The following is a 13,443-nucleotide window of genomic DNA, read 5'->3' on the forward strand; positions in this document are numbered from 1 at the left end:
ACCGCAAGCAGTCACAAAAATTATCGCATAGGGGAAGTGACAGGTTCTAGACGCTAAATTTTGTCAACGAATGATTAACGCGATCCCGTATCGTAAGGTTTGCCGAGGGCCGCTGGAGCACTGGATCGTCCTACCAGACCAGCCATCACGAGAATTGTCAGTACGTACGGAAGCATGAAGATAAATTCAGTAGGAATGTAATTGGTCAATCCGAAGATTTGTACCAAAGACTTAATCGCTTGAGCGACACCAAAGAACAATGCTGCTCCCATCGCACCCATTGGATGCCATTTACCGAAGATCAAGGCTGCAATCGCGATGAAACCTTGTCCAGAAACCGTGTTATGGGAGAAGTTACTGGTTGTCGTCAAGGAAATCGTAGCTCCACCCAATGCAGCCAACAGCCCACTGATCATAACAGCCGTGTAGCGCATTCTCTTCACATTGATCCCGACTGTATCAGCAGCACGCGGATGCTCACCAACGGAACGCAAGCGCAATCCGAATGGTGTCTTAAAAATAACATACCAAGTAACGAATACAGCAATGAAAGCCAAATAGCTAGTCGGATACGCCTCAAAAATGGCATGTCCGATATAAGGAATTTCACTCAATCCAGGAATACTGAATTTGTTAAATACAGAGTTCAATGTTGTTGTTTGACCTGCTCCGTTGAAAATAATTTTGGTCAGGTAAATGGAAAGCCCCGCTGCCAAAAAGTTCAGGGCCACACCACTGACGGTCTGGTCCGCTTTAAATGTAACCGAAGCAACGGCATGCGGTAGGGCAAAAATAGCACCGGCAATCCCAGCCGCAATAAATCCGACCCACGGTGCCCAAGCTCCAAATGAATCTTGGAAAGCATAGGTCATTACGGCACCAGTAAAAGCACCGATAATCATCATACCTTCTAGCGCAATGTTCACGACACCAGAACGCTCCGAGTACAATCCACCCAATGCGGCAAAAATCAAGGCAGTGGAAAACACGATGGTATCATGAACGAGGTTGCTAAGAATTAATCCCCAATCCATCAGTTTCCACCTTCCTTTTTCTTCATCAAGATCGGCTTAACGAAAATTTTCACGATGCCGTGTGCAGCAACAAAGAAAATAACAGAAGCAATCACGACGCGAATTAACTCAAATGGTACACCCGCACTAAACTGCATGCCGCTCGCACCGAATGTAAGAACCCCAAACAAGATGGCAGCAAGGATAACCCCGAACGGAGTATTTCCGCCAATCAATGCTACCGCGATTCCATCGAATCCATAGCCCGTATGCTGCGTCATAATCGCTTGATAGTGGAAAACGCCCAAAATCTCAGTAGCTCCACCAATTCCTGCAAACATACCACCAATAAACATGGCCTTTACAACATTACGATTCACGTTCATACCAGCATACTCAGAAGCATGCGGGTTCAAACCAACGGAACGCAATTCAAAACCAGACTTTGTTTTCCAAAGGATGATATAGAAGAAAATAGCTGCAAGTACAGCAATCAGTGTACCCCAGTGCAAACGAGCATTGTCAAACATTTCAGCGAGCCATCCAATGGTAATGATCGCAGAATCCTTTACTTCTTCAGATGTTTGCTTGCCTGCTGGAATAAAGAAAGCATTCATGATCCAGTTTGCAAAGTACAGTGCTACCCAGTTCAACATGATGCTAGTAATAACCTCATTGACACCACGTGCTGCTTTCAAATAACCGGCAATGGCACCCCACAAACCGCCTGCTAAAGCACCTGCAAGGATAGCAAGTGGAGCATGAATGATTGCTGGAAGGTCAAAAGAAACACCTACGACAGTAGAAGCAATCATCCCTACGATAAATTGACCTTCTGCCCCGATGTTAAAAAGACCGGTACGGAAAGCAAAAGCTACAGCCAAACCTGTAAAGATCAAAGGGGTAATTTGGCGAATCGTTTCACCAAAGTTATACGCGCTTCCAAATACTTTTTTAATCAAAGCCGTATAGGCAGCGATTGGATCAAATCCACCTGCCAGCATTGCGATTGCTCCGGTCAAAAGACCAAGAATGATCGCAACGGCAGGAACGAGAAACGATTCTTTCGTGAAGACTGCAATAACTTTATTCATCGTTTCCCCCTCCTTGCATTACTTTTCCGCCGGACATCATCAAGCCGAGCTCTTGCTCCGTTGTTGATTTTGCATCGACAATCCCCACAATAGCTCCCTCATATATAACCGCAATCCGGTCGGACACATTGATAACCTCATCCAGCTCCAAGGAAAGTAAGAGAACCGCTTTTCCTTGATCGCGTTGATCAATTAGCCTGCGATGAATAAATTCGATAGCCCCTACGTCCAAGCCACGAGTAGGTTGAGCCGCAATCAGCAAATCCGGGTTCTTGTCCACTTCGCGGGCAATAATCGCCTTCTGTTGGTTTCCTCCCGAAAGCGCTCGTGCTGGCGTGTAAATACTCGGAGTCCGAACGTCGAATTCTTCGATAAGCTTAGCCGCATGCTTGTCAATAGCGCCATAATCAAGAAAACCGTTTTTGCAAAACGTTGGATGGAAGTACGTTTCCAATACCATATTTTCACTCATGGTGAAATCAAGAACCAATCCTCGTTTATGTCGGTCTTCAGGAATGTGCGACAATCCTGATTCCGAGATGTTGCGCGGATTTTGATTCGTAATTTCTTTGCCATTAAGAAGGACACGCCCACTTGTTGCCTTACGCAAGCCAGTTAATACTTCAATCAGTTCACTTTGGCCATTTCCGTCGACTCCTGCAATTCCGAGGATTTCTCCAGCGCGAACCTCTAGGCTGAGGTTGTTCAGCGCATTCACACCACGATTACCCATTGCAGTCACTTTCTCTACGGCCAAGATCGTTTCTTTTGGTTTTGCTTCCGTTTTATCGACGCGGAAGTTCACTTCACGACCAACCATTTTCGCAGCCAAATCGTCTGGATTCGTATTTTTTACCAATACGGAGTCAATGACTTTTCCTCGACGAATAATCGTAACCGCGTCACATACAGCCATAATTTCTTTCAGCTTGTGTGTGATCAGGATAATCGTCTTACCTTCTTTTACCAAGTTATGCATGATCTCGATAAGTTCATGGATTTCCTGCGGCGTCAATACAGCCGTAGGCTCATCAAAAATCAAGATGTCGGCACCGCGATAAAGCGTTTTCAAAATCTCTACACGCTGCTGCATCCCTACTGAGATATCCTGAATTTTTGCTCTCGGATCAACTTTGAGCCCGTATTGATTCGACAGTTTTTCTACCGCTTTCTCAGCGCTTTGAATATCTATCTTCAACCCGTTTTTCGGTTCATTTCCTAGCACAATGTTTTCCGTAACTGTAAATGTTTCTACGAGCATAAAATGTTGGTGAACCATTCCGATACCAAGTTCGTTTGCAATCCTTGGACTTGTGATCTGTACAACTTTCTCGTTAATCAGAATTTCGCCTTCATCCGGCTGGTATAGACCAAACAAGATGTTCATGAGTGTGGACTTGCCCGCGCCATTCTCTCCGAGCAGCGCATGAATTTCACCTTTACCTACAGACAGTGTAATACTGTCATTCGCAACAATGCCTGGGAACCGTTTTGTGATCCCTCTCATTTCAACCACTTTTTTTACCGAGTTCATGCATGCTCACCCCATTTTTCGGGTCTAGTGTGAAGGTAAAGGACAAGGCCAGTAGCTCAAACCAGCCTTGTCCATTTGCAGCTTCCTTGGTTTTTACTTATCAGGAACTGTGATTTCGCCTTTAACGATTTTTTGCTTGTATTCTTCAACCAGCTTCAGTACGTCTTCAGGAACGTTCTTCGTAGAAGTGTCAGCCAGACCTACACCGTTTTCAGCCAGTCCGAGCCATTGTACTCCGCCTTTGAATTTACCCTCAGAAAGCTCTTTCGATACACGAATAACTGCTTCGTCAACACGTTTTACCATGGAAGTCAATGTAACTTCGTCGCCGAAAGTCAGGGATTGGTCTTTGTCAACACCGATTACCCATACGTTCTCGCCTTTAGCTTTACGGTCTTTTGCTTCGTTGAACACACCGTCGCCTGTACCGCCGGAAGCGTGGAAGATGATGTCCACACCTTGACCGTACATGGAGGAAGCAGTAGATTTACCCATGTCTGGTTTGTCAAAAGCACCCGTGTAAACTTTCACTACTTGAATGCTTGGATCTACAGCTTTTACGCCCGCTTCGAAACCAAGGTCAAAACGTTTGATTACCGGGATGTCAACGCCACCCACGAATCCAACCTTTTTCGTTTTGGTCATCTTCGCTGCAACTACCCCAGCAAGGAAGGAGCCTTCATGCTCTTTAAAGAGTACAGATGCTACGTTAGGAGCATCTACTTCAGCGTCGATAATCGCCAATTTTGCGTTTTTGTTTTCTTCTGCTACTTTTTTCAGGTGGTCACCCATCAAGAAGCCGATACCCCAAGTCAGATCCCAACCGTCTTTTACGAATTGAGTCAGGTTTGGTACATAGTCAGCATCTGATTTTGATTGCAGATAGTTTACGTTTTCTTTCGGGAGATTCATTTCGGTTTGGAGTTTTTGCAGCCCTTCCCAAGCACTCTGGTTAAAGGAGTTGTCGTTTACACCGCCAACGTCTGTAACCATACCTACTTTGATAGCATTAGCGGCTGGAGCGCCTCCATTGCTACCAGTTTGGCCTTGAGGCTGTGCTTCTTGTTTGCTTCCGCAGCCAGCGAGAACGAGCGACAGGCTGAGTGTTGCCACAGAAAGCACGGATAGAACTTTCTTCATCTGAGATTACCCCCTGTTTTTAGTTGATGAAATTGTTGAGTGAGGTTGCCCCCACAGTTACAACCGTCTCCGTACGACATGAAAGTGAATTTTGTCAGCTCTGAAGTAATTATGGGAGTATAGCACTGGCTTTTCACTTTCGTCGTAATGAATCTGTTTGAGCAAGAGCATGGGAGCAGATTTATCGCAATGCAGCAGGTTGGAAACCTTTTCATTGTAGCCCACGGGTTCAATATCTGCTACTGCGTATGCGATCCTTACCCCTGTTACGCTCTCTAGCCATTTGAAGATAGACTCTCCACTTGCCGCATAGCCCTCGGGCACCAGATGTGCAGGAATGCGGTCCACACAATAAACCACAGGCTCACCGTCAGCCGTTCGAATTCGCTCTACTATGAGAACGCCTTCACCCGGATTTAAGGCAAGTCGCTTCCTCTCTTCTTCAGCAGATTCGCCAAAGGATGTTTTCAGGATTAAGGTTCCTGCCGTATATCCTTGACGCTCGATTGCATCCGTCACACTAAAGAGTTCCCCAATCCCACCTGAAAAAACAGGCTTTGAATTAATAAAGGTACCTACACCGTGTCTACGAATGACAATCTTCTCTTCCTCAAGAAGTCGGAGTGCCTCGCGAAGCGTCGCCCTGCTTACACCAAGCTGTTTGGATAGTTCGGCTTCAGAAGGGAGGCGTTCACCAGGACGAAGAAGTCCGGTTTCGATATCACTCTTGATCTTGTCCATTACCAAGAGAAACAGTGATCGAACATTCCCTTTGATGCTCATCATCATTCACTCCTGCTGTCCTTCAGCCATCCCAACAGGTAGGACGTCAGACCTCTGATTCGTATGAGACTTAATAACAACAATTTCCGTCAATCTCTTAGAAATTTTACATGAGGGGCGAGTATCATGCAAGCCAAATATTTATGAATAATAATGCAAAATGATTAATTTCGACAGGGATTTTTCTACTAAAATAGGAAAAAAGACCCTGCCAGTACAAATGTTGGCAAGGTCTCTCTTTATGAAATATTACTTTCTATGGACGGGCGCGGAAGACGAACCTCACGAGGCTTACTTCCCTCATAAGGACCGACTACTCCTTGGGCTTCCATCATATCAATCAATCGTGCCGCCCGCGTATAACCGACACGGAGACGACGCTGCAACAAGGATGCCGATGCCGTTTGGGCTTCTGAAACGATTTGGACGGCTTGATCGTACAGTTCATCATCCACAACTGGCTGTTGCTCCTCCTGCACGTCACCCGGGATCATCTCTTCATTGTAGCGAACCTCTTGCTGTTCTTTTACAAAACGAACGACCTCTTCTACTTCCTTGTCAGATACAAAAGCTCCTTGAACACGGGTCGGCTTTGATGCTCCCATCGGCAGTGATAGCATATCCCCTCTACCGAGAAGCTTTTCTGCTCCTCCCATATCGAGAATCGTTCTAGAGTCAGCCATGGAAGATACGCCAAAGGCAATGCGGGATGGAATATTTGCCTTGATCACTCCCGTAATGACATCTACAGAAGGACGCTGGGTCGCGATGATGAGATGAATTCCGGAAGCACGAGCCATTTGCGCGAGTCGACAAATCGCATCCTCCACTTCTCCCGGAGCTACCATCATCAAGTCCGCAAGCTCATCGACGATGACGACGATATAGGGAAGTGGGGTGCCTTCCACTTGTGCATTGTACATTTCAATATTACGGCTACCTGTTTTGGCAAACAAATTATAGCGGCGTTCCATCTCTGCCACGACTTTTTTCAATGCAACAGAAGCCCTTCTCGGGTCAGTAACAACTGGAGCCAACAAATGCGGAATTCCGTTGTACACATTCAGTTCCACCATTTTCGGGTCAACCATCATCAACTTGACTTCTTCTGGTTTGGCCTTGAACAAAATACTCATGATTAATCCGTTAATACAGACTGATTTACCGCTTCCAGTCGCACCCGCTACGAGCAAATGGGGCATTTTGGTCAAATCGGCTACAATCGGCTCTCCGGAAATATCCCGGCCAAGAGCAACGGTAAGCTTCCCTGCTGCATCTTGATACTCGGGAGCTTCCAACACTTCTCGTAGTGATACGACCGCTACCTCTGAGTTCGGAACCTCGATACCGATGGCTGATTTCCCTGGGATTGGTGCCTCAATGCGGATATCTTTTGCTGCTAATGCCAATGCAAGATCATCCGTCAAGCTGACAATCCTGCTTACTTTTACCCCTGTAGCAGGCTGAACCTCGTAGCGTGTAACAGCCGGTCCTCGATGTACCTCGGAAACAGTTGCATTGACGCCAAAGCTTTTCAGTGTCTGCACTAATTTTGCCGCATTTGAAGTATGATCGACGTCTTTACCTGTTGCACTCGCTTTGGGCCTTGCGAGCATTTGCAGACTTGGTAGCTCATACGGTATGGCATTCTTTTCTTCTCCGGTATCTATTGTACCGAAGATTTCTGCTTCTCCTTCAAGTGCAAACGTAATCTCCTGATTCGGTTTCGGTTGTGCAGCTCTCGCTTGATGACCAGGATTACTCGGTTCTTCATCCTCTTCCAGCGCAATGCGATCCGTAAAATCACGAATTAATGGGGCATTCAGTTGCTGGACTGCTTCCTCCTGATTAGCAGGCTGTGAATGAGGTTTTTGCTCTTTCAACGCCGTGACAGCAATGGCCTCGTTCTCTTCCGCCGATTGCTTTTGCTTGCGAGCCTCTTCGGCTTCCTTTGCTTCTTTCTTTCTCTTCTCGCTCTCTTCCTGCAAAAGCTGTACAGAGTCCTTCACTGTATGCTTGGCCTTTCCGTAAAACAAAGCGAGCTTGTCCTTGGCAAACATCAAAATGTTTACATAAGAAAGATTGAACAGAAACATCAGTCCCACGAGGAAAAGAAACACAATCACCAGACCAGTACCAATTGTTCCAACAAGGCCATTTGTCACCGCAAAAAACAGAGCGCCGATCATTCCTCCGCCTACCCCGGTGGTGGACACTTTCTGACCGTGATCGAGCCAAATCCTGTCCCATGTAACCTTAATAATGCTTTGCTCTGCAAATTTTCCATCTGCGGTAATTTGTTTGTACAAAATCATGTGATCCCAGGTCAAAATCGCCACACCAATGAGCGCTATCCCTAAGACGCGGTAAGTAAGCTTCGGTGACTTTCTCGTAAACATCATATGTATGGCCATACCGATTAGCAGAACAGGAATGATAAAATCCCATGAGCCCGCAATAAACCGAAATAGAAGTGCCAGTACATTTTTGCCCAGCCATCCACTCTCCAATAGCCCGATCAAGGACAGCACAATGATGAGAAGTCCCAGCAGCTCTATTTTGACAACTGAGGCCAATGCCGCTTGTGAACGCTCTTTTTTTCTCCTACTCAATGGCATGCCTCCTCCTCGTTATGTACCTAATGGAAAAAAGGCAGCCGTCGCGTGTTCGGCTGCTGTTCGTACTTCTCTAGTATAACACAGGAAATTCATAGAAATACAGGACTTCTTAGGCCAGCCACTCAGGTTGAAACTGAATTTTTTGTCCGGGTGCGTATTGCTCCTTCAGGTAGTCTTGCGGATCTGGACTAATCAGCCTGACGATTTTTCCTTCAAACGGTCCGGTTTGCTCAATGAGCATCGTGGCATGACCCATCGTTATCTCTTTCAGCTCTTGCTTCTCCACTTGCTCCATGTTCTCAAAAACCGTTTCCATCGGAATGATGGAGTATAAGATCATTGGAGTACACTCTCCTCGCCTTTTTGCGCTTTGATCAGTTCGTTCAGTTTTTTCAGCGCGCTACCAAGACCGCCAACTTCATCTATCAATCCATATTTCACCGCATCTACGCCAATCACATTGGTTCCAATATCTCGTGTCAATTCACCTGTTCGGGTCATGAGCTCACGGAACTTTTCTTCTGAAACTTTGGAGTGACGGGCAATAAAGCTTACTACACGATCCTGCATTTTGTCTAAATACTCAAACGTTTGGGGCACACCAATTACAAGACCAGTCAAACGGATCGGGTGAATCGTCATCGTAGCTGTTTCTGCAATAAACGAGTACGAACCAGCAACAGCGATTGGCACACCAATGCTATGGCCACCGCCGAGTACAAGTGTGACTACCGGTTTGGACAAGGACGATATCATCTCCGCAATTGCCAAGCCCGCTTCTACGTCCCCGCCAACTGTGTTCAAAATAACGAGAACGCCCTCTATTTTATTGTTTTGTTCTGCTGCAACCAATTGAGGAATGAGGTGCTCGTATTTGGTCGTCTTATTTTGTGGGGGCAACTGAATATGCCCTTCTACTTGTCCGATGATGGTCATACAATAAATATTGCTTTCGAGTTGTGGGACGTTTGTCTGACCCAGTTGTGTAATCGAATCGAGCAGTTTTTTCTTCGGATCTTCTTGCCCAGGTGTTTCTGATGGCGGCGAGGCAGCAGGCTCCTGATCATCAGTTGGTGATTGTGGCTGGGATTCCTTACTCGTTACCGCTGTGCTTGCAAACGGCGGCTTATTTAAAAAATCGCTAAATTGTTGATTCGACATGGATGATCCTCCCTCACTTTCCTCTGTAGTATGGATAAGGGGAGGAAAAATCATGCGCCCACAAAGGCAAAAAAAGCCAGAAACCCTTTTTCCAAAGGATTTCCAGCTCTTTATCGTGATCCTACACTTCCATGATAATCGGCAAGATCATCGGACGTCTGCGCGTTTGCTCGTACAGATAACGGCCTAATGACTCTTTTACATTATTTTTCAGTGAAGACCATTCATTCACATTTTCTTCCATGCATTTGACAAGTGTTTGGGTCACTATGCGATTTGCCTCATCCAGCAGCTCTTCGGATTCACGCACGTAGACGAAACCGCGAGAAATGATGTCTGGACCTGACAAAATCGTGCCATTTTGTTTGCTGAGTGTAACGACAACTACCAGTATGCCATCTTGTGACAGTAATTTGCGATCTCTAAGGACGATGTTTCCTACATCACCAACACCCAAGCCGTCAATCAAAACGTTGCCAGCATGGACTTTTCCACCGTAACGGGCCTTGCCCCCTGAGAATTCAACTGTATCGCCGTTATCCAGCAAGAACGTGTTTTCTTCAGGAATGCCAACCTGGTCAGCAAGTAAAGCATGTGTTTTCAGCATGCGATATTCACCGTGAACGGGAATAAAGTACTTCGGCTTCATTAGGTTAAGCATCAGGCGCAATTCCTCTTGGCTACCATGACCGGAGACGTGGACGGTTCCGTTAGGTCCATGGCCGCCATAGATGACATCTGCACCAATGCGCGATAATTGATCGATCGTACGAGCCACGTATTTTTCATTCCCTGGAATGGGAGTGGCTGCAATGATAACGGTATCCCCTGGAAGGATGTCAATTTTCCGATGGGCGGATCGGGCCATCCGAGTGAGCGCGGACATAGGCTCTCCTTGGCTTCCAGTTGATAAGATAACGACTTGTTCAGCAGGCAATTTGTTGATTTCATCGATCTCAACAATCAAGCCCTCTGGGACCAATAAGTACCCTAAGTCTCTGCTGATATTAATAACATTTTGCATGCTCCGGCCGACAACCGTTAATTTACGGTTGAACTGTGCTGCAGCGTCCACCACTTGTTGAATGCGGTGAACATTTGATGCAAACGTAGAAACAACAATACGTCCAGATGCTTTGCTGAACACATCCATGAGTGCTTTTCCCACTGAGCGTTCCGATCCGGTAAATCCAGGCCGTTCTGCATTCGTACTGTCAGAGAGCAAGCACAAAACGCCTCTGTCACCGATCATCGCCATTTTTGCCAGATCAGCTACCTGATTGTTAACAGGTGTTTGATCGAACTTGAAGTCTCCTGTATGAACGATGTAACCTTCCGGCGTATCCAAGCATACCCCTACACAATCCGGGATGCTGTGGTTTACACGGAAAAAGGTCGCCTTCATCTTTCCGAGAACGACTTCCGAGTCGCTGTTGATCAATACGCGTTTTGTTTCATTTAGGATGCCCGCTTCTTTTAACTTTGCATCAATTAAACCAAGGGTAAGTTTTGTCGCATAAACCGGGACTTTCAAATGCTTCAGCACATAGCTGAGGCCGCCGATGTGGTCTTCATGTCCATGCGTAATAATAATACCCCGAACCTTGTCGCGGTGTTCCTCCAAGTAGGTGATATCCGGAATAACCATATCAATCCCCAGCATTTCCTCTTCTGGGAACTTCAATCCGGCATCAATCACCACGATGTCGTCACCGCTTTGTACCACGTACATATTCTTCCCAATTTCGCCGACTCCGCCCAGGGCGAAAACGAGAACAGAGTGATTCGACTTTGCCAAAACGTGTAACCTCCTATATTTAGTTGTCATGTCCACTCAAAAAAACCGCCCCAAATCACTTGTTCTTATTATACCCGAAGTGAAATCATGAACACAAGGAAAAAGAGCCATCCCGGGAAGGAATGGCTCTTGAACTTCTATGGAGTTAAACAAGCAGAGAATGTACGAAATCTTTTTCTTGTTCGTTCAGCTCGACTAAAGGCAGCCGAACGCCTCCAACTTGAACGCCGAGCTTTTCTAAAGCGACCTTGGTCGGTCCAGGGCTCGGGTACGCAAAGAGGCCTTCAAAAATCGGCAACAGCTTGCGGTGGAGTCTTGCTGCCTCTGTATAGTTACCGGCAAAATAAGCGTCCATCATATCTGTCATTGGGCGGCCGACTACGTGACTCGCCACACTGACAATGCCCACTCCCCCGATTGACAAGATCGGCAAAGTTAAGCCATCATCGCCACTGTACAGCTCAAAGCCTTCCGGGGCATGCTCAATAATTTGCGCCATTTGCGACAAATTCCCGGAGGCTTCCTTGATGCATACCACATTAGGCAGTTCTGCCAAACGAAGTGTCGTTTCGGCAGTCATATTGACCACGGATCTTCCTGGCACATTATATAGCATCACGGGCAACTCAGTCGCTTCCGATATTGCCTTGAAGTGTGCGTAAAGCCCTTCCTGCGATGGCTTGCTGTAATAAGGAGCAACGACCATGACAGCGTCTACGCCAATCGATTGTACAGCTTGGGTGAACTCAATACTTGAGGCTGTATCATTGCTTCCTGTTCCTGCAATGATGTGGCATCTTCCTTTTGCGTAGGAAACCACATGGCGGAAAAGATCGAGTTTCTCCGTACGGGATAAAGTCGGTGATTCACCCGTGGTACCACTCAATACGATTCCAGTTGTTCCATTTGCAATTAAATGGTCAATCAATCGCTCTGTTTTATCGTAATCGACCTGTAGCTGCTCATTAAAAGGCGTTACCATAGCGGTAACCAGTCGACCAAAACGTGCCACTACCACTCCAACTCCTCTTATCGTGATCAGTAGGTATTTAAAGTCAGGATATGCTCTTACTTATGTTGAACATGCAGGTTGAACTGCTGATGAAGTGCGCGAACCGCCTTCACCATATCCATTTCATGCACGAGTACCCAGATGGTTGTATGAGAGTCTGCCGATTGAAGAATTTGAATATCTTCTTGTGTAAGTGCCTCCACGATTCTTGCCATCACGCCGGGCACGCCCGTCATCCCTGCACCAATCACGGACACTTTCGCGCAATGCGGCAAAAGCTGCGGCTCGTATCCCATTTCCGTTAACAAACGAGCAGCTTTTTCTCCCATTTCATCATGGACCGTGTAAGCGACACCCATTGGGTTCACATTGATGAAATCTACACTGATGTTATTGGTTGCCATCGTTTTGAAGACTTGCAGCTGTGTATCGTAAGACCCTTCTTTGTTCGCGACCTTAATTTGAGTAATGTTCGGTACATGAGCAATTCCCATAACGACTCTGTCGTTTACTGTGTAGCCCATTTTCCCAATCTCCAGCATAGTCGTAACAAGTGTACCGGGGTCGTCCGAAAACGTAGAGCGAACACGAATCGGCACGTTTGCGTGCATCGCGATCTCCACCGCTCTAGGATGAATAACTTTTGCACCCAGGTGAGCCATGTTGCAAATTTCCGTGTAAGTCACCATACCGAGCCGCTGCGCTTCCTCAACGATCCGCGGGTCTGCGGTCATGATGCCTTCCACGTCGGTGAAAATATCCACCGTTTCAGCCTTCAAGGCGACACCGAGAGCGGTTGCAGTCGTATCGCTTCCGCCCCGTCCCAGTGTCGTAATTTCCCACTCGGCTGTACGTCCCTGAAATCCTGGGACGATCACAACTTGACTTTCCTGCAAGTCCTGCAAAATGCGAGCTGGATCGATCGACATAATTTGTGCATTCGTAAAGTCGTCGCTCGTCACTATATTTGCCTGACCGCCTGTCAAAATTGTTGCTTTTATTCCCCGTGCATTTAGCATGCTGCACATGACTGTAGCAGAGATGATTTCTCCGGTATGCATCAGCATATCCATTTCTCTACTCGGCAGTTGGTTCCCATTCGCACGAACCAACTGCAAAAGTGTATCGGTCGCATATGGATCGCCCTTGCGCCCCATCGCCGATACGACAACGACGAGGGCATAACCCTCATCAATTGCTTTTTCCATATGGTAGATTGCCCGCATCCGGCAATCCTCCGTCGTCAAGGAAGAACCACCGAACTTCTGGACGAGAATCTTCACTAACCTC

The 13,443-nt window shown here is 46.8% G+C and carries 11 protein-coding genes; all 11 read right to left on the reverse strand.

Annotated features, from left to right (window positions below; translation table 11 throughout):
* Nucleotides 1-74 precede the first annotated feature (74 nt).
* Nucleotides 75-1,034 (reverse strand): ABC transporter permease, encoded by a 960-nt coding sequence (locus ODZ53_RS00200; protein ID WP_372675528.1) that lies wholly within the window; start codon nucleotides 1,032-1,034, stop codon nucleotides 75-77.
* Nucleotides 1,034-2,107, reverse strand: a complete 1,074-nt coding sequence (locus ODZ53_RS00205; protein ID WP_015891691.1) for an ABC transporter permease — start codon at nucleotides 2,105-2,107, stop codon at nucleotides 1,034-1,036. Before ODZ53_RS00205 ends, ODZ53_RS00200 begins: the two co-directional genes overlap by 1 nt.
* A complete protein-coding gene (locus ODZ53_RS00210) occupies nucleotides 2,100-3,641 on the reverse strand; it encodes an ABC transporter ATP-binding protein (protein ID WP_087346733.1) in 1,542 nt (513 codons plus the stop codon). The genes ODZ53_RS00205 and ODZ53_RS00210 overlap by 8 nt, the downstream gene beginning before the upstream one ends.
* A 93-nt stretch (nucleotides 3,642-3,734) precedes the next feature.
* Nucleotides 3,735-4,781: a BMP family lipoprotein gene (locus tag ODZ53_RS00215; protein ID WP_173605023.1), complete on the reverse strand. Its 1,047-nt coding sequence runs from the start codon at nucleotides 4,779-4,781 to the stop codon at nucleotides 3,735-3,737.
* A gap of 57 nt (nucleotides 4,782-4,838) precedes the next feature.
* Entirely contained in the window at nucleotides 4,839-5,564 is a 726-nt protein-coding gene (locus tag ODZ53_RS00220; protein ID WP_015891694.1) for a GntR family transcriptional regulator, read from the reverse strand.
* A gap of 239 nt (nucleotides 5,565-5,803) precedes the next feature.
* Nucleotides 5,804-8,182 (reverse strand): FtsK/SpoIIIE family DNA translocase, encoded by a 2,379-nt coding sequence (locus tag ODZ53_RS00225; RefSeq protein ID WP_372675529.1) that lies wholly within the window; start codon nucleotides 8,180-8,182, stop codon nucleotides 5,804-5,806.
* Nucleotides 8,183-8,291: 109 nt separating this feature from the next.
* Entirely contained in the window at nucleotides 8,292-8,522 is a 231-nt protein-coding gene (locus ODZ53_RS00230; protein WP_173605020.1) for a YlzJ-like family protein, read from the reverse strand.
* Complete coding sequence (locus tag ODZ53_RS00235) at nucleotides 8,519-9,343, reverse strand: ClpP family protease (RefSeq protein ID WP_199928461.1); 825 nt, start codon at nucleotides 9,341-9,343, stop codon at nucleotides 8,519-8,521. Before ODZ53_RS00235 ends, ODZ53_RS00230 begins: the two co-directional genes overlap by 4 nt.
* Before the next feature lie 121 nt (nucleotides 9,344-9,464).
* Nucleotides 9,465-11,141 (reverse strand): ribonuclease J, encoded by a 1,677-nt coding sequence (locus tag ODZ53_RS00240; RefSeq protein ID WP_064202410.1) that lies wholly within the window; start codon nucleotides 11,139-11,141, stop codon nucleotides 9,465-9,467.
* A 145-nt stretch (nucleotides 11,142-11,286) separates the two neighbouring features.
* Nucleotides 11,287-12,153, reverse strand: a complete 867-nt coding sequence (dapA, locus tag ODZ53_RS00245) for a 4-hydroxy-tetrahydrodipicolinate synthase (protein ID WP_372675530.1) — start codon at nucleotides 12,151-12,153, stop codon at nucleotides 11,287-11,289.
* Nucleotides 12,154-12,209: 56 nt separating this feature from the next.
* On the reverse strand, nucleotides 12,210-13,436 hold the full coding sequence (dapG, locus tag ODZ53_RS00250; RefSeq protein ID WP_015891700.1) for an aspartate kinase: 1,227 nt from the start codon (nucleotides 13,434-13,436) through the stop codon (nucleotides 12,210-12,212).
* Nucleotides 13,437-13,443: the final 7 nt, after the last annotated feature.

Origin of the sequence: Brevibacillus sp. BD137, from assembly GCF_041644655.1 — a bacterium.
GTDB lineage: Bacteria > Bacillota > Bacilli > Brevibacillales > Brevibacillaceae > Brevibacillus > Brevibacillus brevis_D.